The organism is Campylobacter sp. JMF_15 NE4 (genome assembly GCF_027737645.1).
GTDB lineage: Bacteria > Campylobacterota > Campylobacteria > Campylobacterales > Campylobacteraceae > Campylobacter_B.
This window is the reverse complement of record NZ_JAOVTY010000002.1, coordinates 68,256-90,439: the sequence shown is the minus strand read 5'-3', so window position 1 is coordinate 90,439 and position 22,184 is coordinate 68,256. Positions and strand designations below refer to the sequence as shown.

Below are 22,184 nucleotides of genomic sequence, written 5' to 3'. Positions count from 1 at the left end.
AGAATTTTATGGCGCAAAACAGAGTTATAAAAATGTATTATGAGCTAAAAGACGCAAATTCAGGCGAAATTTTAGAGTCAAATTTCAACGCAAATCCGATTGCCTTCATCACTGGCAAAGAGCAAATTATCCAAAAACTAGAAGATGAAGTTCTAAGCCTAGGCGAGGGCGAGAGCAAAATCGTTAGAATTTCACCAAGTGACGGCGTTGGCGAATACAACGAAAACGCTATTCAAATTTTGCCAAAAGAGGAATTTGCAGGTATTGATTTGGTCGTAGGCATGGAGCTTTTCGGTCAGGCAGAAGACGGCGCGACAACCCGCGTAATCGTCAAAGCAATCGGCGAAGAGGATGTTACAATCGACTTTAACCACCCATTTGCGGGCAAAGAGTTAGAATTTAATGTCAAAGTCGTCGAAAATCGTGAGCCGAGCGAAGACGAGCTAATGACAGGCGTGCCAGAGGGCGAGCATACTTGCGGTTGTGGCGGACACGGACATCATCATGGCGAAGACCACGAGTGCTGCGGCGGACACGGACACCACCACCACGGAGATCACGAGTGTTGTGGCGGGCATGGACACCACCACCATGGCGATCATGAGTGTTGCGGCGGACACGGTCATCACCACGAGGACTAAGATATGAAATACGCATTTATTTTCCCGGGTCAAGGCTCACAAAGCGTGGGTATGGGCAGAGAAATTTACGAAAATTTTGCCAGTGCAAAAGAGCTTTTGGACACTGCTAGCGCGCATACTAAAATCGATTTTGCAAATTTGCTTTTTGAGGCAAATGACAAGCTTGATATTTCTGAATTTACTCAACCTGCGATTGCGCTAAATTCGATGATGTGTGTTTTGGCGCTAAATGAGCAGATTAAAATTTCCCCTGAGTTTTTGCTAGGACACTCGCTTGGCGAGTTTAGCGCACTTGGCACTGCTGGCGCGATTGAGGCAAAGGAAATTTTAAGGCTTGTAAATATCCGCGGGAAATTAATGCAAAATGCTTGCGAGGGCAAAAATGCCGGTATGATGGTGGTTTTGGCCCTTAGCGACGAGGTAGTTTGCGCTATTTGCGATGAGGCTAGGGCGCAGGGCAAGCAGGTTTGGGCCGCGAATTTCAACTGCGACGGACAAATCGTCGTGGCTGGCAACCGCGATGATTTGGCGAGTTTGGAAGCCAAATTTAAAGAAGCTGGCGCAAAGCGCGCAATGTTGCTTAATATGAGCGTAGCTAGCCACTGCCCAATGCTTCAAAGCGCAAGCGACGAGCTTGTGAGCCATTTAGAGCCTGCGCTAAATGAGAGTTTCGCCCCAGTCGTAGCCAATGCAACGGCTAAAATTTACAGCACAAAAAGTGAAGCCCTAGGGCTTTTAAAAGCGCAACTAATCAGCCCAGTGCTATACAAACACAGCGTGAAAAACTACGAAAATAGCGTGGATTGCTTCGTCGAATTTGGCGCAAGCGTGCTAAAAGGGATAAACAAAAAAATCACCGACAAACCGACTTTTAGCATTTCAAATTTAAGCTCACTAAAAGAATTTGTAAAATTCGCAAAGGAAAACGCTTGAAAATCGCAATTTTAGGCGCAATGCCAGAGGAAATAGAGCCACTTTTGGCGAATTTAGACGCCAAAAAGATTGATTATGCAAACAACGAATTCTACCTTGCGAAATTCGGCGCGCACGAGCTTATCATCGCTTACTCAAAAATTGGCAAGGTAAATTCTACCCTTACTGCCACGCTGATGATAGAAAAATTCGGCGCGGGGAAGCTTATTTTCACGGGCGTTGCAGGCGCGCTTAAAGAGGGTTTGAAAATTGGCGAAATTTTATACGCTACCCGCCTAGTCCAGCATGATTTGGATATTACAGCCTTTGGTCATCCGCACGGATTTGTGCCAGGAAGCCCGATTTTTGTGGATACTGACGCAAACCTTAACGAAATCGCACAGCGCGCGGCAAGGGAATTGGGGCTAAATTTAAAATCAGGCATTATCGCAAGTGGTGATCAATTCGTATGCGACGAGGCGCGCAAAGCTTGGATTAAATCCGAATTCGACGCGAGCGCGGTCGAAATGGAGGGCGCTAGCGTGGCGCAGGTTTGCCATGCGCTAGGTGTGAGCTTTTGCGTGTTAAGAGCCATTAGCGACGAGGCTGGAAACAAAGCTGAGTTTGATTTCGACGAATTCGTCGTAAAAAGCGCAAAAATCAGCGCAAATTTAGCCCTAAAAATGGTCGAACTTCTTTGATAAATATCTCCAAAAAACTTTTGCGCGTGGTTGGTCAAACCAACGCAAAATACAAAATGTTCGAAGAGGGCGATAAAATTTTGCTCGGACTTAGTGGCGGCAAAGACAGCATGTCTTTGGCACACATTTTGAAGCATTTCCAAAGTGTAAGCCCGCTAAAATGGGAGTTCGAGGCCGTAACGATAAGCTATGGCATAGGCGAGAATTTAGGCGAAATTTCAGCGCATTTTAACAAGCACGAAATCCCATATCGTATCATTGAAACCAAAATTTTCGAATTTGGCAAGGAAAAAATCCGCGCAAACACCACATTTTGCAGTTTTTGCTCGCGCATGCGCAGAGGCTATCTCTACACATACGCACTCGAAAACGGCTTTAACAAAATCGCCATAGCGCACCATTTAGATGATGCTGCGGAGAGTTTTTTTATGAATTTCACCTACAATGGCGCACTTCGCACCCTAGCTCCCAAATACACCGCCCAAAACGGCCTAGTGATAATCCGCCCACTAATCCTAGCCAGAGAGCGCCAGCTAAGCGCGTGCGCAGTGCAAAACGAGCTTCCAGTGATGAACGAAGAAGATAGTTGCCCAGCCAAACAATACGGAGGCAAGGAACCAATCGCCAGAGCCCAAACCAAGGAGCTTTTAGCTAAGTATGAAAAGGCTCACCCGAAATTTTTTATCAGCTTAGAAAGTGCGTTTAACAACATCCACGACGACACATTTTTCACACCGAAATTTTAAGATAATGTATAAAATATTTTTTCAGATAGGATAACTTATAAATTTAAGCTAAATTTCATATAATAGCAAAATTTAATTCTCGCGAAAAAGGTTAGCAAATGGACAAAGAGGCCTACATTTACACGAAATTCAAAAGCAAACTAAACGGCGATGATTGCGCTATCGTGGGCGATTTGGCGTATTGCAAGGACCTTTTTGTCGAGGGCGTGCATTTCAGGCGCGAGTGGCTTAGCATGCACGAAATCGGCGCGAAAGCCATGCTGGTAAATATCTCGGACATGATCGCCAAAAACGCTAAGCCAAAATATGCTCTAATCGGGCTTTCGCTACCAAAGGACATCACCACCGCCCAGATCGACGAGTTGTGCGCTGGGTTAAACGAAACCGCGCAGAAATGGGGCATTGAGATTATCGGCGGGGATACGATTAGCGACGATAAAATTTCCATTAGTATCACGATGATAGGCAAGTGCAAAAAGCCGATTTTCAGAAATGGCGCGAAGTGCGGGCATTTGATCGCGCACACGGGCAAGCTCGGCTATGTGGGAATTGATTTGCAAATTTTGCTTGGAGGGGGCAAAAGAAGCGAAATTTCGCCAAATTCTCGCATGCTCCGCCCAGAACTCAGGGCGAAATTTTTCTACAAAGCCGCCAAATACATAAGCGCGTCTATGGATATCAGCGACGGGCTTGGGCAGGATTTGGAGCGCCTTTTGCATGCGAGTGGCGTTGGTATGAGCTGGCTTGTTAGCCCCAAAGAATATGTGCTAAACTCGGGCGAAGAGTATGAGATTTTATTCGCGTTCGAGCCAAAATTTCTTAGCAAAATTTACGAAATCGCCTCCAAAACCAAAACCCCAATTAGCGTCATTGGCAGGGCAGAGGATCGAAATTTAGACAATACTTGTGAATTTAAGGGCGCAAGGCACCATTTTAGCGAGTAAATTTGCAAATTTTAAAATTTCGCTGTCGCAACCTCGCAATACTGCGCCGAAATTTTAGTTATAGAGTGGATATTTTGTCTAGCAAAATTTTGACAACCTTATGGTGAGCAAGGATACCCACCCTACGATACTAAAATTTGCTAGATTTGTCGTAGGCAAGGATGCTGCCCCGCAATACTCCTTATAAAAAATTTGATTACATAAAATAATTGATTTTATTGCTAATATCTATATTGAGTTTTTTTAAAAAATATTCTCTTACTTCTATTGTGTCTTTTTGTGAAACCAAAGGAATTATTGTTTTACCACCCGATTTTGTTTTGATAGATAAAAATCTAGGGTTATAAAAACCTTTATTTTGCCAAAAAGAGAAAAGAAAAATCGGAAAAAATCTAACAAAAATAAATGAAACAGCAAAGATAATTCCTTGATAATCAAAATTTGGAATTAAAGACAAAATTACAAAAAATAAACACAAAAGATTGATTTTAATTTTATGATTTTCCATTATGAAACTATTTTTGTTTATATTTTTAATTTCAAATCCCTTTAAATTATTTCCGAAATATGTAATGTATGAATTATTTATGATAATATCGCTTTCCTTTTTTGCAAAATAAGAATAAGTGGCAATAACAATTAAAAATAAAATACTTAAAATAAAAGTGGAATTTTGGTTATACAATAAATACGACCTGCTACCATAAGTTAAATTTATCGCTCCATAGTTATACAAAATTTTTATAAAAATAGTTGGGATAATAATTGCTACAAGGATATAAAATAATAAATTCATAGCGCTATAATTTGTAAGTATTATCGGCTCTTTGTCGTAATCTCTTTGGTTTAAATTTTCATCTGAATTTTTATTTCTTACATTTTTATTCCAGTTTTCAAAATTTTCCAAATTCAATCCTTTATATTTAATTTCCTATCATTGCGAGACGGCGAAGCCGTCGTGGCAATCCAGCAACAGCGAAAGCTGTTTTTAAAATCAAACATTGTTTCAATTCACTGGATTGCTTCGAAATGCTTCGCATTTCTCGCAATGACACCTAACTGCAAATTCAAATCGCGCAAAGCTCGCGAAGACTTTCGAATTTAAACGCCACAAGCAAAATTTGCAAAATCAAAGCCGAAATTTAAATTTTAAATTTCGCGCTTAGTATTTCAAAGTTGCGCTAGCGAAATTTAGCTTTTATCCAAAATTTTACTCTCAATTCGTTTCAAAACAGCCACGATAATAAAGCTAATAATACAAAGCAAAATCCAGCTAGAAATCTTGCCAAAGCTCACAATATGCCAAGTCTGAGCTTGGTTTGGATAAACCCACGCGCCAAAAAATGTAGCGATATTTTCGGCAACCCAGATAAAAAATCCGATTAGGCAAAACGCAAGCAAAAGCGGCATTTCATACTCTTTTTGGCGCGGGCGAAAATAGACTTTCGCGCGAAAATACAGCGCGCAAACAGCGATTAATAGGACATAGCGAAAATCATAACCTATGAAATGGTGCGTGAAAAAATTCGCATAAATTAGCGCGCAAAGGGCGAAACTAGCGTATGAGCGGGGCATGTTTTCTAGCCGTAAATGCAAAATTCGCCATGCCTGAATCATATAGCTTCCCACCGCCGCATACATAAATCCGCTATAAAGTGGCACGCCATAAATTTTAAACACTCCCGCCTCCGGGTAGCTCCACGAGCCGATAGCTGGGTGGGTTTTGAAAATCTCTAAGGCTAGCCCAATGGCGTGAAAAAGGCAAATCGCGCAAAGCTCGCGAAGACTTTCGAATTTAAACGCCACAAGCAAAATTTGCAAAATCAAAGCCGAAATTAGCAAAAAATCATAGCGCGCGATGAAGCCCAAATTTAGGTGTTTTGAGGCGAAAAGTAGCACAAAAAATGAGCCAGCAAAAATGCAGGCTCGGATTTGTTTTAGCCCAAAAGCCCAAAATTCGGCGATGAAAAATTTCATTTTTCGCCTATTAGATTTCGCACGACATAGCTAGCGATAAAAAGCCCAAAACTAGCCGTTACGCCCATAAAACTGCCAAGCTTTTCGCAACGCGGAAGCTCGGAGCTAAAAACGCAAGGAAAATCGCCAGAAAAGTCCGCTTTTTTGAGTTCGTAGCGAAATTTGCGCGCAAATGGGTCGGTGTGGGTTTTCCACACGGAGGCGATTTCGATTTTGGCGGGATCTAGGCGTTTGGCGGCGCCAAGAGAGCTTATGAATCTCACATTTTTTTCGTGAGCAAGCGTGGCAAGCGCGATTTTGGCGCCCACATCGTCGATTGCGTCGATGATAAAGTCAAATTCGCCTATGTCAAAACTAGCTAAAAATTCGCTATCTATTTTGGCACAGATTGCGCGCACGCCCTTAAATTTGCGCGCGAAAACTTCTGCTTTTTTCTGCCCTAAATTTTCGCTTGCAAACTGCCTATTTTGATTGGTGATGTCAAATTCATCGCAGTCAATCACGCTCAAATTTACCACGCCACTGCGATACAGCGCCTCGATAACTGCGCCTCCTACGCCACCGCACCCGCACACAAGCACGCGCGCATTTTGCAAAATTTCAAATTTCTCGCCAAAAATCCAGCGCGCTCTGGTGAAGCGGTCATTTATTTCATAATCCACTCTTCAAGCCCCTTTAATTGCTCATTTGCGGTCAAATTTAACTGCACCGGCGAGAGCGTAGCGTAGCCCTTCATCAAAAGGTCTATGTCGCTGCCTGCGTTTTTTTCGCTATCAAACTCAAAAACCGCATTTCCTAGCCAGTAATACTCCTCTCCGCGCGGATTGCGATTTAGCGTGGCGTCGTGTCCGTAAAATTTCTCGCCAAGCCTTGCGCATTTTAGCCCCAAAAACTGGGGCGCACTCACGGCTGGGATATTTAAATTTAAAAACTGCTTTGGCGGAAGCGGAAAACCTTGCGAAAAGATTTTTTTAACCAAATTTCGCGCTAATTTGCAAGCTAGGCTAAATCCGTATTTATCCAGCGAATCTGCGCTGTAATACTGGCTGATTGCGATAGATGGAATTCCTTGCAAAACCCCTTCCATAGCCCCTCCGCAAGTGCCTGAGTATGTGATATCCTCGGCTATATTTGCGCCGTGATTTATGCCAGAAATCACGAGATCAGGTTTGCGCGAATACAGGGCTTGGAGTGCGAGATACACGCAATCGCTAGGCGTAGCGTCGTCGAGTTTGTAAAAATCATCGCCGATTGCGATGAAGCGAAGCGGTCGAGTGAGCGTGAGAGAGTGCGAGCAGGCGGACTTTTGCGAGCTTGGGGCTACGATAGTGATATGTGCGATATCCCTTAGTGCGCTCGCAAGTTCTAAAAGTCCCCTAGCTTCGAAGCCATCGTCGTTTGTGATTAAAATTTCGTGCATTAAAGCCCCTTGCTTAGGCAAAAGCTCTCATCGACATCACTAGATGAGAGTGGCGAAGCTGGGTCATCGTAGAAAAATCTATGGCTAAATTTCACGCCATGTCGGAGCAAAATGCGCTTGCTAGGCGAGTTGCAAGCTTGATTTGCTAGGACGATTTGGAAGGATTTGAGATAATTTTCCTTATTTTTTGGGCTCATTTCGCCCCATTTTGAGGATAGTTCGAAGTGATAAACAGCACTTGCTCCCTCGTTTGTAACATCGACTAGCCTTGCGCCGTTAAAATCAGCCTGCGCGCCAGGGTGAGCGCGAAAACTATCGCTGATTTGCCTTGCGATACCCTCTGGGGCGTTGTTTGCGGTCATTGTCTTTGCCACTTTTATGGCACTATCTGGTTCGTCGATTTGCATTTTTTGGTAGGTTGGAGTGGAAGCGCACCCTGCCACAAACAGCGCGCAAATGGCGCAAATTAGGGATTTTTGCATAATTTTTCCTTGTGATTAAAATTTAAAAATGTTTAATTTTAGCACATTTTGATATAATTGCCAAAAATTAAAAAAGGTAAGAGTTTGAATTATTTGATTTCGTGTTTGGAGCCGTCTGCAAATCTGCATTTTAGCGAGGTTTTGCGTGAAATTTTAGCCCTCGATAAAAACGCTAAAATTTATGGCATTTTTGGCGAGGAATTTAGCGCGCACGGCGAGCCGTTGTATAAATCGAGCGAATTTTCGGCAATGGGATTTGTGGAGATTATTCCGCTGATTTTCAAGGCAAAAAGGGCGTTAAAGCAGATGTGCGAGCTAGCAAAAAACTGCGATGTGGTGCTATTAATCGATAGTCCAGCCTTTAACCTGCCCCTTGCAAAGGCTCTGAAAAAATCGGGCGCGAGTGCGAGGATAGTGTATTATATCCTGCCCCAAATTTGGGCGTGGAAGCGCGGTAGAGTCAAAGCTCTGCAAGAAAATTGCGATTTTTTGTGTGGAATTTGGCAGTTTGAGAGGCAGTTTTATTCTAAAATTTTGGATCTAAATTTTGAAAATTTGCCAAATTTAAGCGATAAAAGTGGGTTTTGCTTCGTAGGACACCCACTTTTAGATGAAATCAAAGAGCGCAAAAGCTCGTATGAAAAAAACGGCCTAATCACTTTTATGCCGGGCTCTCGCAGGGCTGAGATTTCGCGGCTTATGCCAGTTTATAGGGAGTTAGCTAAAAAGTTAAAAAGCGAAAATGCAAATTTAAAATTTAGCCTAGTTGTGCCACCATTTTTGGCGGATAAGGTGGAGCAAATTTACGGCGATACGCGCGGTTTTAGCATAGAAACAGACGCTATAAAAACCCTAGCAAAAAGCGAATTTGCCTTTATCTGCTCTGGGACTGCGACCCTGCAAGCTGCCCTTATTGGCACACCTTTTGTGCTTTGCTACAAAGCCAAAGCCCTAGATGTCGCGATCGCGCGCAGGTTTGTGAAGCTAAAACATGTCGGTCTTGCAAACATAATCTTTGATTTTTGCGAAAAAGACGAGCTTCACAAAGAATTAATCCAAGAAGAAGTAAGTGTCTCAAATCTCTACGACGCATACGCCCTGCGCGATGACGAGCGATTTGCGCGCGCTTGCGTGGAGCTTAGAGAGTATTTGGCTATGCCAAGTGCGAAAAATGTGGCGCGAATTTTAACGACAAACGCGAAATTTAAAGTATAATTAGAAAAATTTGAAAAAGGATTGCTATGAGTATCACAGAACCCATGACCTCTTACGGATACGAAAAAATCACTGCCGAGCTTAAAGAGCTCCAAAATGTCAAACTCCCGCACATCATCAAACAAATTGATATCGCGCGAGATCACGGCGATTTGAAGGAAAATGCCGAGTATCACGCGGCGCGCGAGGAACAGGCGTTTTTGCTCTCTCGCATTGCCGAGCTAAACGACATACTCTCACGCTCTCGCATAATTGATCCCGCAAGCTATGAGCACGATAAGGTCAAATTCGGCTCTACCGTGACTTTCATGGATGTGGAAACCGAAATCGAGGAAACCTATGTCATCGTGGGGCTTATGGAGGCTGATATTTCAAAAAGACTGCTTAATATCAACACCCCGCTAGCGCGCCAGCTTTTGGGCAAGGCCGAGGGCGATGAAGTGGTGCTAAACCTGCCAAGTGGCACCAGAGATGTCGAGATTATCAGCGTTAGCTACAAACCGATTAAATTTTAAGGCGAGACTATGAAAAGAGCTGGAATTATCGGTGTAGGGGGATATACTGGGCTTGAACTAGTTAAAATTTTACTAGCTCACAGAGGCTTTGAAATTTCGTATCTTGCCGCTACGAGTGAGGGCGAAATTTCTGAGATTTTCCCGCAGCTTACTGGGATTTTGGATATGAGGGTGCAAGTTGCCGACCCAAAAACTGCCGCGCAAAGTTGTGATGTGGTGTTTTTGGCACTTCCGCACGAAAAGGCAATGGAGTTTGCGAGTGAAATTTTAAAATTTCCTAGCGTCAAAGTCGTGGATTTAAGCGCGGATTATCGCCTATCGCTTGAACTTTACGAGAAAAACTACACCAAACACTTAGACCCGCTAAATTTAGCCCACGCTGTGTATGGTTTGGCTGAGCTAAACGCCGAAAAAATCGCCTCTGCAAGGCTCGTGGCAAATCCTGGCTGCTATCCGACATGCTCTATTTTAGCCACCGCGCCGTTTGTGAAATACATGGATAGTAAAATCGGCGTTTTTATCGACGCTAAAAGTGGCGTCAGTGGCGCAGGCAAGGGGCTAAAAGCCACTAGCCATTTCGTGAGCGTCAATGAAAACATAAACGCATACTCACCACTCACTCACCGCCACGCAGACGAGATTTGGGAGCAACTTAGCCTAATAAATGGCGCGGAATTTAGCGTATCTTTTGTGCCAAATTTAGCCCCATTTACGCGCGGAATGCTTGCAAGCGTCTTTGGCGTGCTAAAAGAGAGTATCGACGCGGAGAAAATTTTGCGCGAATTTTATGCAAATTCGCCTTTCGTGCGTGTGCGTAGTGAGCCAGTGTCTGTGAAAAATGTCGCAGGAACGCATTTTTGCGATATTTTCGTTAAAACGCAGGGGGATAAAATTTGGATAAACTCGGCAATCGACAACCTGCTAAAAGGCGCGTCAAGTCAGGCTGTGGCAAATGCGAATTTGATGTTTGGCTACGATGTGGGCGAGGGTTTGCCACGCCTAGGAAATAGCATTTAAATCGTGGAAAATCTGCAAATAAAGCCCGGAGCTATTTTTATCAGCGACGCGCACGATAACGCGAACAAGCGAAATTTCCTGAAATTTTTGCGAAATTTAAGGGGCGCGAAAACACTGCCGCCGCAAATTTTCATGCTTGGCGATATGTTTGATTTCCTCGCAAATACGACATTTGTGCGCGAATTTTACGCCGAATATATCGCCATAATCAACGAAATTTCGCAAAAATGTGAAATTTATTATTTCGAGGGAAATCACGATTTTAATTTAGAGGCTATTTTCCCGCACGCAAGGGTCTTTGCAAACTGCGCCCAGCCAGCAAATTTTAGCTTTAAAGGCAGGCAAATCCAAATCTCTCACGGCGACATTTTTTTGCCAGCTTTGACAAAATTTGCGCTTTTATCACTGCGAAATAGGGCGTTTTTGAAATTTATGGATAAAATCGATTGCGCGCTAAATTTTAAAATTTCAAAAATGATTTTAAAAAGCCAAGAAAATAAAATTTTGTATAAAAAGGCTGGGAGTTTCAAATCCTATATCGAGCCAAAAATCCACAACTACACCGCGCCTATCGTAATCGAGGGGCATTATCACCAAGATGAAATTTTAGAATTTGAGGGCGTAAAATATATAAATTTAAACTCATTTGCCGTGAGTGAGAAAATTTACGAGGTGCAAAATAGCCAAAATTTTGAGCTCTTTTCAAAAAACTTAAATTAAAACTTAGATATAATTGCTTTTTTTTATAAAGGAAATTTAATGATAAAACTTTGTGTGTTTGATTTCGATTCTACGCTTATGGACGGGGAGACGATAACGAATTTTGCAAAAAGCGTAGGAAAAGAAAAAGAGGTTAAAGAGATTACAAAGCGCGCAATGGCGGGCGAGATCGATTTTTTCGAGAGTTTGCAAGAGCGGGCTATGTTTTTAAAGGGTATGAAATTTTCGGATATGCAAAAAATCGCGCAAAATTTGCCCTTTGTGCCAGGCGCAAAAGAGCTTATAAGCTACCTTAAATCCAAGGGAATTACCGTCGTGGTGTTTAGTGGTGGATTTCATGTGGCGACAGACTGGGCAAAAGAGGTACTGGGATTTGATGCGAGTTTTGCCAATATCTTGCACCGAAAAGATGGAATTTTAACCGGTCATGTGGGTGGAGAGATGATGTTTGGCTACTCCAAAGGCGTGGTCTTGCAACAGCTCAAAGCGATTTTGCATTTAAGTGCAGATGAGGTTATGTGTGTGGGAGATGGGGCAAACGATGTGGCGATGTTTAGAGAAGCGGGGCTAAGAATCGCGTTTTGCGCTAATGAAATTTTGAAAAAAGAGGCAACTCATTGCGTGGATAAAAAAGATTTAAGGGAGATAATGCAGTATGTATAACGACGATATCAAATTTAGCTTGTGGTGCGATTTTATCGAGCGCGATTTTATCGCAAAGGAATTTGGCGAATTTCTCGCAAAAGGCACATTTAACGGCGCGACCTCAAATCCCTCTATTTTCAAAAACGCCATTACCACCTCCCAAGCTTACGGCGCGCAAAAGGCGAAATTTGCGCACAAAAACACAAAAAAGCTTTATGAAATTTTAGCTATAACTGATATCAAAAACGCCGCAAACGCGCTTTTGGCAAACTACGCCAGAGGCGATGACGGCTTTATTAGTATCGAAGTAGATCCTAGTATCTCAGATGATGCAGAGGCTATGATAAAAGAGGGCAAAAGGCTTTACGCGCAAATTGCCATGCCAAATGTGATGATAAAAGTCCCAGCGACCCAGGCTGGATACGAAACGATGAGAGCTTTGACGAGGCGGGGTATAAATGTAAATGCGACCTTGATTTTCTCGCCAGAGCAAACCGCAAAATGCCTAGAAGCGATTAAAGAGGGCACAAGCGAGTTTGCGGCTAAATTTGAAGGCGCAAAACTTCCGCAATCTGTGATTAGCATTTTTGTTAGCCGTTTTGATAGAGCCCTTGATGAGGATATGAAAAAAGCTGGCTTAGAGCCTGCAAAAATCGGCATTATGAACGCTACGAAATGTTATAATATAATTGCAAAAGAAAATTTACCGTTTGTTAGGGCGCTTTTTGCTAGCACAGGGGTAAAAGGTGGCGAAATCCCTGCGGATTATTATATAAAAGAGCTTTTGTATCCGCTTAGCGTAAATACTGCTCCGCTTGATACAATCAAGGCTTTCATAGGAGCAAAATGTGAGCCAAAAACTCCATTTAGCGATGAGGAAATTGATAAATTTTTCGCAGATGTCGCGCAAAAGGCTGGCATTGATATGGATAAAATTTATAAAAAGCTTTTAAAAGATGGCTTGGTGGCTTTTGAACAAGCATTTGATGAGATTATGACAACACTTGAAAAGGAGAAATAATGGCTGACGCAATTGATTATTCACAATATCAAGTCGATGTAAGCACGCTGGATTTTAAGCAACGCGATAGACTTGATAAATTTTTGAATTTTTTGGTTCAAAATGGTGGTAGCGACTTGCACCTAAAAGCAGGTTCTGTGGTGCGCGGTAGGATTAATGGTGAGCTTGTAAAATTTACAAAAGATCCTTATCTTAAAGAAGATATGATGACTTTGGCAAAAGAGCTTTTAAAAACTCGTTTCCCAGAGATGATTAAAAATAAAAGCGTGGATTTTACATACAAATTAAACGACGAATACCGCTTTCGTGTAAATATCTTTTTTCAAATTGACGGCGTAAGTGCGGTATTTAGAACGATTCCAGTTAAAATTCCTACAATTGATGAGCTAGGACTTCCAAAAAGTATCAAAGAGATCTGCGATACTGCTATGCGTGGCGTCGTGCTTCTAACTGGCCCAACAGGTAGCGGTAAAACAACCACAATCGCTTCTATGCTAAATCGCATAAACCACGCTAGAACGAGCCATATCGTTACGATTGAAGATCCAGTTGAGTTTGTTTTCAAAGATGATAAATGTATCATCAACCAGCGCGCTATCGGCGAGGACTGCAACACTTTCGCTGATTCACTTCGTGCGGCACTGCGCGAGGATCCTGATGTTATCTTCGTGGGCGAGATGCGTGACCTTGTGACGATTGAGACTGCATTGCATGCTGCTGAGACTGGCCACCTTGTCTTTTCTACCGTGCATACAATCGACGCCAAAGAGACAATCAACCGTATCGTTGCGATGTTTGAACAAGCAGAGCAAGAGCGTATCCGTATGACACTAGCTAGCGTTATCGAGGCTGTAATCTCACAACGCCTTGCACGCACAATTGATGGAAAACGCGTGGCGGTAGTTGAAATTTTGCGTAAAAATACCCGTATTAGAGATATGATTTTAGAAGGACGCGACTCCGAAATTCCAGACGCAATCGCCGATGGACGCAATACTTACGGTATGCAAACCTTCGATCAACACCTGCTTGATCTGTATGTCCAAGAGGTCATTAGCAGGGACGAAGCCCTTGATAAGGCCTCTAAACGCAACGACTTAGAGCTAAAAATGAAAAACGCAGACCTAGCGAAAAAACGCGGTATGATGCTCGCAAACGGCGAGGATATCCCAGATCAACTCGCAGAAGAAGTCGTTCAACTCCAAGATATTCGTCGTTAAAATTTATGCTAGCAAGAATTTCTTGCTAGCACCCTTTTATAAAGCTATATTAAAGTTAAATTTTAGTAAAATCAGCCCCTATTTTTTTTAAAGGAAAACTCATGTTAGAAGGTATCGTTAGAGATAGTATCGGTAAAAAGGCTTCTAAGTCTTTAAAACGAGATGGTTATCTAATCGCTAATATTTATGCGAAAGGATTACAAAATATAAATGCTGCGTTTAAAATAAACGATTTTATCAAAGCAGTTCGCAGCAAAAATACTTTGCCTTTCGAGGTAAAAGTGGGCGATAGCACATACAAAGTAGTAGTGCAAGAATACCAAAAACACCCTGTAACAAACGCCCTAACTCATGTTGATTTACGCGTAGTAGATGACAATGTAGTAAGCAAATATCTTGTTCCAGTTTATACAACAGGTATCGCAAAAGGTCTAAAAAACAAAGGTGTTTTGGTTCAATCAAAACGCAGATTGGCTGTAAAATGCGCTGGTAAAGATTTGCCAGATAATTTTACATTAGATGTTACAGACCTTGATTTGGGTGATTTTATTTTAGTTCGTGATATCCCAGTAAAAGAGGGTGTAAGTATCATCATGGACGGTTCTGTTGCGGTAGTCGGAGTAACTTCGGCTAAATAAGGCGCGCAATGATACTGCTCGTTGGACTTGGTAATCCAGGGGAGAAGTATTCTCATACTAGGCATAATGTAGGATTTATGCTAATCGACGCTCTGCTAAGCAATGGCGGTTTTAGCGATGTTAGTGGAGCAAAATTTAATGGTGAGCTCTATAAAAAGGGCTCACTTCTACTTCTTAAACCTCACACATTTATGAATCTTAGCGGAAATTCTGTCAAAGCAGTTTGTGATTTTTATAAACCAGAGCGTATTATCGTAGCTCATGATGATATTGATCTGCCTTTGGGTGCGATAAAATTTAAATTTGGTGGAAGTTCTGCGGGTCATAATGGGCTAAAATCAATCGATAATCTAATCGGCACTGAGTATGAGCGTGTGCGAATAGGTGTAGGCAAAAAGCCAGAAGGTTTTGACGCTGCAAATTTTGTTTTGGGTAAATTTAGTGAAGATGAGAGCGAAAAACTAAATAAAATTTTATCTTATGCAAAAGAGGCGACAAGTGAGCTTTTACGAAGCAATATTGATGAAATTTCGCAAAAATACACGATAAAAAAGGTATTAGAGTGAAACTATACGCAAAATATGTAAGCCTTGTTTATATAAAATATTTTTTTATTTTGTTTTTGGCTTTGGATTTTTTCTATGTGGGAATTGATGTTTTAACAAATCTCAAAGACTTCCCCCAAAGCGCAAATACAGGGCTTTTATATGTTGCATTAACAGCTGGCGTGGCGATTACTTATATTTTGCCATTAAGCCTGATTTTTGCGCTGATTATAATGATTTTTAACATGATTCGAAGTAGCGAGCTTATCAGCTTTTACGCCCTTGGCGTGAGCAAAAACACCCTGATAATCCCGCCGTTTTTGATATCGCTTTTTATCACGCTAGGATATATTTATCTAAATACCACGCCTTTTGCCTATGCTTTGAAATTTCAAAAGAATTTGACGGATTTTACCCCAGTAGGACCTGAGATGTTTTTAAAATACGAGGGAAAATATGTCTATATCAATGGCCTTCACCAAAACCACGCTGATGAGATGATAGCATTTGATATCAACGCTAGCGAGTTGCAAAGTAGAATTTGGGCTAAAAACGGCGAATACAGCGCGAAAGAGTGGAAATTTAAAGAGGGCGAAAAAACCCAAATTCCTACAAATTTAAGCCTTGGCGAGGCTGGGTTGAAAAGGGAAAGTATCCAAAACGAAGCCATGCTAAGGGGTTTTAACCCAAGCTCGATCGAAAGCGTGTATGATACGAGCAATGTATATTCGATCAAAGACGCGATTCGCTCTATCAAAACCTTCGCAAACCAAGGCGTTAATGTAAATTCAATCAAGGCAAATTTATACAATATGATATTTTTCCCGCTTTTTGCGCCGATTATGATTTTAATCCTTTATTATTATTTTCCGATTACTGGCAGGTTTTTTAACCTAGCTCTTATGAGTTTTGGGTTTTTTATCATTACGCTGTGTGCGTGGGGGCTGTTTTTCGTGCTGATTCGCTTCTCGCTTAATGGCGTGATACTCCCAGAATTAGGCGTTATCGTGCCGATTTTGCTACTTTTAGTATTTGCGATTTGGCTGGTTTTTAAGCATCGTTAAGTCCGAATTTGCTAAAATGCGCAAAATTTTTTACCGAAAGAAAATATATGAATTACAAAAATTTGGTCTCAAAATACGGCTCTCCACTTTATGTTTATGATTTCGACGAGATTACGAAAAATTATGAATTGCTCAAAGGTGCATTTGCAGCGCGCAAATCGCTAGTTTGCTTCGCTATTAAGGCAAACTCGAATTTAAGCATTTTGCAACATTTAGTAAGGCTAGGAAGCGGTTTTGATTGTGTGAGTATCGGCGAGGTCAGACGCGCGCTACTAGCTGGGGCAAATCCGTATAAAATCATATATTCAGGCGTGGGCAAGCAAGATTACGAGCTAGAAGAGGCACTAAAAAGCGAAATTTTATATATAAATTTAGAGAGCGAAGCCGAAATGTATCGCCTAGAAAAAATCGCGCAAAATTTGGGCAAAACCGCTAGGATTAGTATCCGCGTAAATCCAAATGTCGATGCCAAAACCCACCCATACATTTCTACTGGACTTAACGAAAACAAATTCGGCGTTAGCATTGATAATGCGCGCGCTATGTATCTTTACGCTAAAAAGTCTGAATTTTTAAATCCAGTTGGGATCCACTTTCACATAGGTTCGCAGCTAACTGACATTTCGCCAATCCACGACGCGGCGAAAATCGTAAGCGATCTTTTGCGCGAACTGCTTGCAGCGCAGATTGAGATTAAATTTTTCGATATCGGTGGAGGGATTGGAATCCGCTATAAAGACGAGAAACAGGTTAGTTTGTATGATTATGCGCAAGGAATTTTGGCTGTTTTAAGTGGGCTAGATGTTACGATTACATGCGAGCCGGGCAGGTTTATCGTAGGAAATGCGGGCGAGTTTATCACTAGCGTTTTATACGAGAAATACAACGGCGCTAAACGCTTTGTCATCACAGACGGAGCTATGAACGATCTAATCCGCCCAAGCCTATATCAAGCCTATCACGAGGTCGTAGCTGTGCAAAAAGAGGGCGAAAATTCGCTTTGTGATATCGTAGGGCCGATTTGCGAGAGTGGCGATTTTTTAGCCAAAAATGTAAATTTGCCAAATTTAGACCACGGCGATATTTTGGTGATAAAAAGCGCAGGAGCGTATGGGTTTAGCATGTCTAGCAACTACAATACGCGCCCGCGCCCAGCTGAGGTGGCTATTAGCGAGGGCAAGGATCGCTTAATCAGAGCCAGAGAGAGTTTCGAGGATCTCGTTGCAAACGAAAAAAAATATATGGAAGAGTGATGAAAAGCATAGAAGATTTACGCGTAGGGATTGATAAAATCGACGATGAGATTATTCGTTTGATTGATTTGCGTATGGATTATGTCAAAAAAATCGGCGAATTGAAGCAGACCACAGGAAGCGCCGTGTATCGCCCAGAAAGGGAGCGTGCGATAATTTCTAGGCTCGATGGGGTAAAGCTAAAAAATTTAAACAAAGAGGCGATTGAGGCGATATTTTTTGAAATTTTCTCAGTTTCTAGAAATTTAGAAAAACCGCAAGTCGTAGCGTTTTTAGGGCCTTTTGGCACATACACTCACCAAGCAGCCAAGGCTAGATTTGGCGCGATTAGCACCTATGAGCCACTCTCAAACATCGAGGCAGTGTTTAAATCCCTAATCACCAAAGAGGCAAAATACGGCGTCGTGCCCATAGAAAACAACACCGAAGGTGCAGTCGGCGTGACGCTGGATTGTTTGCGCAAATACCAAGAGGTCAAAATCGTAGCTGAAATTTATATGGATATCCACCACTCTTTGGTTACAAACTGCACGCAAACAGCCGAGATTACGCAGATTTTCTCTCACCCGCAAGCATATAATCAATGTTTGAAATTCTTAGACGATCACGGACTTAGCGGGGTTAAATTTACAGCCACCAAATCCACTGCCAAAGCCGCGCAGGCAACGCTAGAAAATCCAAATTCAGCAGCGATTTGCTCTAAAATCGCAGCCGAGCTGTATGGCGTGCCTGTAATGTATGAAAAAATCGAGGATAATGCAAACAATCGCACGAGATTTTTCGTGCTAAGCGACTTTAAAAACCAAAGAAGCGACCGCAACAAAACTAGCATTTTGGCTAAAACCGATGATAAACCGGGCGGTTTAGTGGAGTTACTTCAAATGTTTCGCAATGAGGGGATAAATTTGACTAAATTAGAGAGCCGCCCGATTAAATCGCATGATTTCAAAAGCGTATTTTATATCGATTTTGAGGGGCATATCGACGATGAGGGTGTGATTAGAGTGCTAGAAAATGCCACTCGCCACGCTCATGAAATAACTTGGCTTGGAAGCTATTTAAATGGAGATGAATAATGAAATTTAACAAATTTTTGGACGATTTGAGTAATTACGAGGCTGGAAAGCCAATCGAGCTAGTGGTGCGCGAATTTGGCGTGAAGAAAAAAGATGTGCTAAAACTAGCTAGCAATGAAAATCCATTTGGATCTAGCAAAAAAGCGCAAAAAGCCATTAAAAAATGCGCCACCTGTGCTCATCTCTACCCTGATGATAGTATGTTTGAGCTAAAAGACGCGCTAGCAGCGAAATTTGGCGTAAAAAGCGAAAATATCATAATCGGCGCAGGTAGTGATCAAATCATCGAATTTGCCCTTCACAGCGTGCTTAGCAAGGGTTTTGCGATACTTCAAGCAGGGGTAAGCTTTGCGATGTATGGCATTTACGCAAGGCACTGCGAGGGCAAAATTTATAAAACCAAAGAAATTTCGCACGATTTAGAGGCGTTAAAATCGCTTTATGAGGCGCACAAAAACGAGATTAAAGCGATATTTTTGTGTATGCCAAACAACCCTCTTGGCGAGTGTTTGGACGCTGAGAAAATTTACGAATTTATCGCTAGCGTGGATAAAGATACCCTCGTCATCATCGACGCGGCGTATAATGAGTTTGCCACATTTAAGGACAAAAACAAGCACCTTGATCCTAAATTTATAGCCACGCATTTCACAAACGCCCTCTATCTTGGGACATTTTCTAAGGCGTATGGGCTTGGGGGCATGAGAGTGGGGTATGGAATTGGCGAGAGTGGAATTATTAGCGCGCTTTATAAACTGCGCCCGCCATTTAATATCACCACGCCGACCTTAGCAGCGGCGATTGCGGCACTTGGCGATGATAAATTTGTGCAAAAGACCTTGCAAAACAATTTTAAAGAAATGAAAAAATTTGAAAAATTTGCCACCAAAAACGGCATTAAATTCTTGCCAAGTTATGCAAATTTCATAACATTTATGCTAGGCGAAAATCAAAATTCAACTAAAATTTGCGACGCACTTTTGCGCCAAGGCATAATTTTGCGAAATTTAAAGAGTTATGGATTAAACGCGATTCGCATTACAATCGGACTTCCGAAGCAAAATTTGCGCGTTTTTAAAGCCTTAAAAGAGTTGTTATAGTGGATATCAAAAACAAAAGCCTAACCGAACTTAGCGAGCTTTGTGAGCAAATTCGCACCAGAATCGTCGAAGTCGTGAGCCAAAACGGCGGTCATCTTAGCTCAAATATGGGGGCAGTCGAGGCGATAGTGGCTATGCATGTGGTTTTTGATAGCGCAAAAGATCCATTTATCTTCGATGTCAGCCACCAAAGCTACGCGCACAAGCTTCTAACTGGGCGTTGGGAGGAGTTTGGCTCTTTGCGTAAATTTGGCGGACTTAGCGGATATACTAAGCCTAGCGAAAGCGCGCATGATTATTTCGTAGCAGGGCATGCTAGCACCTCGATTAGCCTAGCTGTGGGCGCAGCAAAGGCGATCAAACTCAAAGGCGAGGATAGGGTGCCTGTGGTGCTAGTAGGGGACGGCTCGATGAGTGGGGGCATGACTTATGAGGCGATGAACGAGCTAGGGGATTTGCATTTGCCTTGCGTAATCATACTAAATGATAACAAAATGAGCATTTCTAAGCCAATCGGCGCATTTAGCAAGTATCTTAGCCAAATGATGGCGGGCGAGACATATCAAAAATTTAAATCGCGCATAAGAGAGCTTTTATCTCACGCGCCAGAGAGTGCTACATACATGGCAAGGCGCTTTGAAAACTCGCTAAAACTCATAATCCCTGGCATGTTTTTCGAGGAGCTTGGCCTTGAATACATCGGCCCCGTTGATGGACACAACCTAGGCGATTTAATTAGCGCATTTAAGGTCGCAAAGAGTGCTAAAAAGCCCGTAATCGTGCATATCCAAACAATCAAAGGCAAGGGTTATAAAAACAGCGAAAACGACGACGGCAACTGGCATGGCGTGGGAGCTTTCGACATAAAAAGTGGCGAATTTAAGAAAAAATCGGGCGCGAAATCAGCTACAAAAATTTACCAAGAAGCCCTTTTAGAGCTAGCGCAGGCTCACTCTGATGTAGTTGGCGTAACAGCTGCTATGCCAAGCGGGACTGGGCTAGACGCGCTAATTGAGCGTTTTCCTGATAGATTTTGGGATGTGGCGATTGCCGAGGAGCATGCGGTAACCTCAATGGCAGCAATGGCAAAAGAGGGTTTTAGGCCATACATTACGATATATTCGACCTTCATGCAGCGCGCGGTCGATCAAGTAATTCACGATTTGGCGCTTATGAATTTAAACGCTGTGATTGCGATGGATAGGGCTGGAATCGTGGGCGAGGACGGCGAGACGCACGAGGGGGTTTTTGATATAAGCTTGTTTAATGCTATACCAAATTTAAGTCTGTGTGCGCCGTGCGATGAGGCGAGTTTTAGGGCTTTGATGAGGTATTCGCACGAGCATAGGGGGATTTTGGCGATTCGTTATCCGCGCGGAAGTTTTACGATGCAAAGCTTGGAGCCAAATTTCGGGCAAATTCCTGAAATTTTGCCATTAAAATCGAGATTTATCAAAGAGTGTGAGGCTAGCCAAATCGCATTTATCGGCTATGGAGATAGCACCGGCAAGGCGTGCGAGGTAGCAAAAATCCTAAATGATAAAATGAGCGTAAATATCGTTGATTTGGTATTTGTAAAGCCACTGGATAGAGAATTTTTACTAAATTTAGCGAAAAAAACCAAAATTTGGTTCGTATTTAGCCAAAGTATGAAAAAAGGCGGTGTGGGCGAAATACTAGGCGCGTTTTTACAAGAGGAAAATATTCAAAATGTAAAAATTATTTCTTATGAGTTTGAGGATAAGTTTTTGCCACATGGAAGCACCGCAGATGTGGAGAAATCGCTAGGTTTAGATGCGCAAAATTTGGCAAAGGTAATATCAAATACAAAAAATTATCAATTAGTATAATTTTAGTTTAATATTTTTTGCATATAATGAGTAAATTTTATCTAAGGACGACATTATGACACATGTAGATTTGCTCAAAAACTGCGGGCTCAAAGCCACGCCACAACGCCTTTGTATCCTAAAAGTGCTAGACCGCCACGAGCACCCAAATATCGACTCGCTTTATGACGGGATTAAAGAGGATTACCCATCAATCTCACTTGCTACGGTTTATAAAAATTTAAATAGATTGCTTGATGAGGGCGTGGTTGTCGAGGTAAATACTCCAAACCAAAAGCCAAGATACGATATCTACAACACCCCGCACATGCATGTCGTTTGCGAAAAATGTGGCAATGTCAGCGATATGTTTATGGGCGATATTTTTATGGACGATATGCGCACCAGTGTCGAAAAACAGCTTAAAAATTTTGTCCGCAAACTAAATATCACAGCCACGGTTGAAGACTGCGAGTTTTGTAGGTAATATAAGCTTAAATTTG

At 42.3% G+C, this 22,184-nt stretch carries 25 protein-coding genes; 20 read left to right on the top strand and 5 right to left on the bottom strand.

Annotated elements, in window-relative coordinates:
• The first annotated feature begins 8 nt into the window (after positions 1 to 8).
• The 5 genes from OFN98_RS04720 to OFN98_RS04700 all read left to right on the top strand — a co-directional run bounded on the left by OFN98_RS04720 (position 9) and on the right by OFN98_RS04700 (position 3,944).
• Positions 9 to 641 (top strand): FKBP-type peptidyl-prolyl cis-trans isomerase, encoded by a 633-nt coding sequence (locus OFN98_RS04720; protein WP_270858363.1) that lies wholly within the window; start codon positions 9 to 11, stop codon positions 639 to 641.
• Between the two features lie 3 nt (positions 642 to 644).
• On the top strand, positions 645 to 1,574 hold the full coding sequence (gene fabD / locus OFN98_RS04715; RefSeq protein WP_270874239.1) for an ACP S-malonyltransferase: 930 nt from the start codon (positions 645 to 647) through the stop codon (positions 1,572 to 1,574).
• Positions 1,571 to 2,254: a 5'-methylthioadenosine/adenosylhomocysteine nucleosidase gene (locus OFN98_RS04710; protein ID WP_270874238.1), complete on the top strand. Its 684-nt coding sequence runs from the start codon at positions 1,571 to 1,573 to the stop codon at positions 2,252 to 2,254. Before fabD ends, OFN98_RS04710 begins: the two co-directional genes overlap by 4 nt.
• The gene (locus tag OFN98_RS04705; RefSeq protein WP_270874237.1) at positions 2,251 to 3,000 is read left to right on the top strand and encodes an ATP-binding protein; all 750 of its coding nucleotides are present in this window, start codon (positions 2,251 to 2,253) and stop codon (positions 2,998 to 3,000) included. The genes OFN98_RS04710 and OFN98_RS04705 overlap by 4 nt, the downstream gene beginning before the upstream one ends.
• Positions 3,001 to 3,098: 98 nt before the next feature.
• Entirely contained in the window at positions 3,099 to 3,944 is an 846-nt protein-coding gene (locus OFN98_RS04700) for a thiamine-phosphate kinase (protein ID WP_270874236.1), read from the top strand.
• 196 nt (positions 3,945 to 4,140) lie between these two features.
• Here the strand turns inward: OFN98_RS04700 and OFN98_RS04695 are convergent, their stop codons facing one another.
• The 5 genes from OFN98_RS04695 to OFN98_RS04675 all read right to left on the bottom strand — a co-directional run bounded on the left by OFN98_RS04695 (position 4,141) and on the right by OFN98_RS04675 (position 7,823).
• On the bottom strand, positions 4,141 to 4,851 hold the full coding sequence (locus OFN98_RS04695) for a hypothetical protein (protein ID WP_270874235.1): 711 nt from the start codon (positions 4,849 to 4,851) through the stop codon (positions 4,141 to 4,143).
• A gap of 284 nt (positions 4,852 to 5,135) precedes the next feature.
• The gene (locus tag OFN98_RS04690) at positions 5,136 to 5,921 is read right to left on the bottom strand and encodes a DUF817 domain-containing protein (protein WP_270874234.1); all 786 of its coding nucleotides are present in this window, start codon (positions 5,919 to 5,921) and stop codon (positions 5,136 to 5,138) included.
• Complete coding sequence (locus tag OFN98_RS04685; protein WP_270874475.1) at positions 5,918 to 6,571, bottom strand: tRNA threonylcarbamoyladenosine dehydratase; 654 nt, start codon at positions 6,569 to 6,571, stop codon at positions 5,918 to 5,920. Before OFN98_RS04685 ends, OFN98_RS04690 begins: the two co-directional genes overlap by 4 nt.
• Positions 6,568 to 7,341: a 5'/3'-nucleotidase SurE gene (gene surE / locus OFN98_RS04680; RefSeq protein WP_270874233.1), complete on the bottom strand. Its 774-nt coding sequence runs from the start codon at positions 7,339 to 7,341 to the stop codon at positions 6,568 to 6,570. Before surE ends, OFN98_RS04685 begins: the two co-directional genes overlap by 4 nt.
• On the bottom strand, positions 7,341 to 7,823 hold the full coding sequence (locus OFN98_RS04675) for a hypothetical protein (protein WP_270874232.1): 483 nt from the start codon (positions 7,821 to 7,823) through the stop codon (positions 7,341 to 7,343). The genes surE and OFN98_RS04675 overlap by 1 nt, the downstream gene beginning before the upstream one ends.
• A gap of 84 nt (positions 7,824 to 7,907) precedes the next feature.
• On the opposite strand from OFN98_RS04675, the gene lpxB reads away from it, so the two are divergent.
• The 15 genes from lpxB (at position 7,908) to OFN98_RS04600 (ending at position 22,168) form a co-directional block, all read left to right on the top strand.
• Entirely contained in the window at positions 7,908 to 9,038 is a 1,131-nt protein-coding gene (lpxB, locus tag OFN98_RS04670) for a lipid-A-disaccharide synthase (RefSeq protein WP_270874231.1), read from the top strand.
• A 32-nt stretch (positions 9,039 to 9,070) separates the two neighbouring features.
• The gene (gene greA, locus OFN98_RS04665; RefSeq protein WP_270859711.1) at positions 9,071 to 9,553 is read left to right on the top strand and encodes a transcription elongation factor GreA; all 483 of its coding nucleotides are present in this window, start codon (positions 9,071 to 9,073) and stop codon (positions 9,551 to 9,553) included.
• Between the two features lie 9 nt (positions 9,554 to 9,562).
• Positions 9,563 to 10,570 carry an N-acetyl-gamma-glutamyl-phosphate reductase gene (gene argC / locus OFN98_RS04660; protein ID WP_270874230.1) on the top strand — a complete coding sequence of 336 codons (1,008 nt, stop codon included), beginning with the start codon at positions 9,563 to 9,565 and terminating at the stop codon, positions 10,568 to 10,570.
• Between the two features lie 3 nt (positions 10,571 to 10,573).
• On the top strand, positions 10,574 to 11,290 hold the full coding sequence (locus OFN98_RS04655; RefSeq protein WP_270874229.1) for a UDP-2,3-diacylglucosamine diphosphatase: 717 nt from the start codon (positions 10,574 to 10,576) through the stop codon (positions 11,288 to 11,290).
• A gap of 39 nt (positions 11,291 to 11,329) precedes the next feature.
• Positions 11,330 to 11,953 carry a phosphoserine phosphatase SerB gene (gene serB, locus OFN98_RS04650; protein WP_270872809.1) on the top strand — a complete coding sequence of 208 codons (624 nt, stop codon included), beginning with the start codon at positions 11,330 to 11,332 and terminating at the stop codon, positions 11,951 to 11,953.
• Positions 11,946 to 12,956 (top strand): transaldolase, encoded by a 1,011-nt coding sequence (locus OFN98_RS04645; RefSeq protein ID WP_270868835.1) that lies wholly within the window; start codon positions 11,946 to 11,948, stop codon positions 12,954 to 12,956. Before serB ends, OFN98_RS04645 begins: the two co-directional genes overlap by 8 nt.
• A complete protein-coding gene (locus OFN98_RS04640) occupies positions 12,956 to 14,176 on the top strand; it encodes a type IV pilus twitching motility protein PilT (RefSeq protein WP_270869229.1) in 1,221 nt (406 codons plus the stop codon). Before OFN98_RS04645 ends, OFN98_RS04640 begins: the two co-directional genes overlap by 1 nt.
• A 101-nt stretch (positions 14,177 to 14,277) precedes the next feature.
• Positions 14,278 to 14,814 (top strand): 50S ribosomal protein L25/general stress protein Ctc, encoded by a 537-nt coding sequence (locus OFN98_RS04635; RefSeq protein ID WP_270874228.1) that lies wholly within the window; start codon positions 14,278 to 14,280, stop codon positions 14,812 to 14,814.
• Between the two features lie 8 nt (positions 14,815 to 14,822).
• Positions 14,823 to 15,380, top strand: coding sequence for an aminoacyl-tRNA hydrolase (gene pth, locus OFN98_RS04630; RefSeq protein ID WP_270874227.1), 558 nt, complete (start codon positions 14,823 to 14,825; stop codon positions 15,378 to 15,380).
• Positions 15,377 to 16,423: an LptF/LptG family permease gene (locus OFN98_RS04625; RefSeq protein WP_270874226.1), complete on the top strand. Its 1,047-nt coding sequence runs from the start codon at positions 15,377 to 15,379 to the stop codon at positions 16,421 to 16,423. The genes pth and OFN98_RS04625 overlap by 4 nt, the downstream gene beginning before the upstream one ends.
• Before the next feature lie 47 nt (positions 16,424 to 16,470).
• Positions 16,471 to 17,676 carry a diaminopimelate decarboxylase gene (lysA, locus tag OFN98_RS04620; protein ID WP_270874225.1) on the top strand — a complete coding sequence of 402 codons (1,206 nt, stop codon included), beginning with the start codon at positions 16,471 to 16,473 and terminating at the stop codon, positions 17,674 to 17,676.
• The gene (gene pheA, locus OFN98_RS04615; RefSeq protein ID WP_270872803.1) at positions 17,676 to 18,752 is read left to right on the top strand and encodes a prephenate dehydratase; all 1,077 of its coding nucleotides are present in this window, start codon (positions 17,676 to 17,678) and stop codon (positions 18,750 to 18,752) included. Before lysA ends, pheA begins: the two co-directional genes overlap by 1 nt.
• Positions 18,752 to 19,852 (top strand): histidinol-phosphate transaminase, encoded by a 1,101-nt coding sequence (hisC, locus tag OFN98_RS04610; RefSeq protein WP_270874224.1) that lies wholly within the window; start codon positions 18,752 to 18,754, stop codon positions 19,850 to 19,852. The genes pheA and hisC overlap by 1 nt, the downstream gene beginning before the upstream one ends.
• Positions 19,852 to 21,702 (top strand): 1-deoxy-D-xylulose-5-phosphate synthase, encoded by a 1,851-nt coding sequence (gene dxs / locus OFN98_RS04605; protein WP_270874223.1) that lies wholly within the window; start codon positions 19,852 to 19,854, stop codon positions 21,700 to 21,702. The genes hisC and dxs overlap by 1 nt, the downstream gene beginning before the upstream one ends.
• Positions 21,703 to 21,757: 55 nt before the next feature.
• Positions 21,758 to 22,168 (top strand): Fur family transcriptional regulator, encoded by a 411-nt coding sequence (locus tag OFN98_RS04600; protein ID WP_270859690.1) that lies wholly within the window; start codon positions 21,758 to 21,760, stop codon positions 22,166 to 22,168.
• The last annotated feature ends 16 nt before the right edge of the window (positions 22,169 to 22,184 follow it).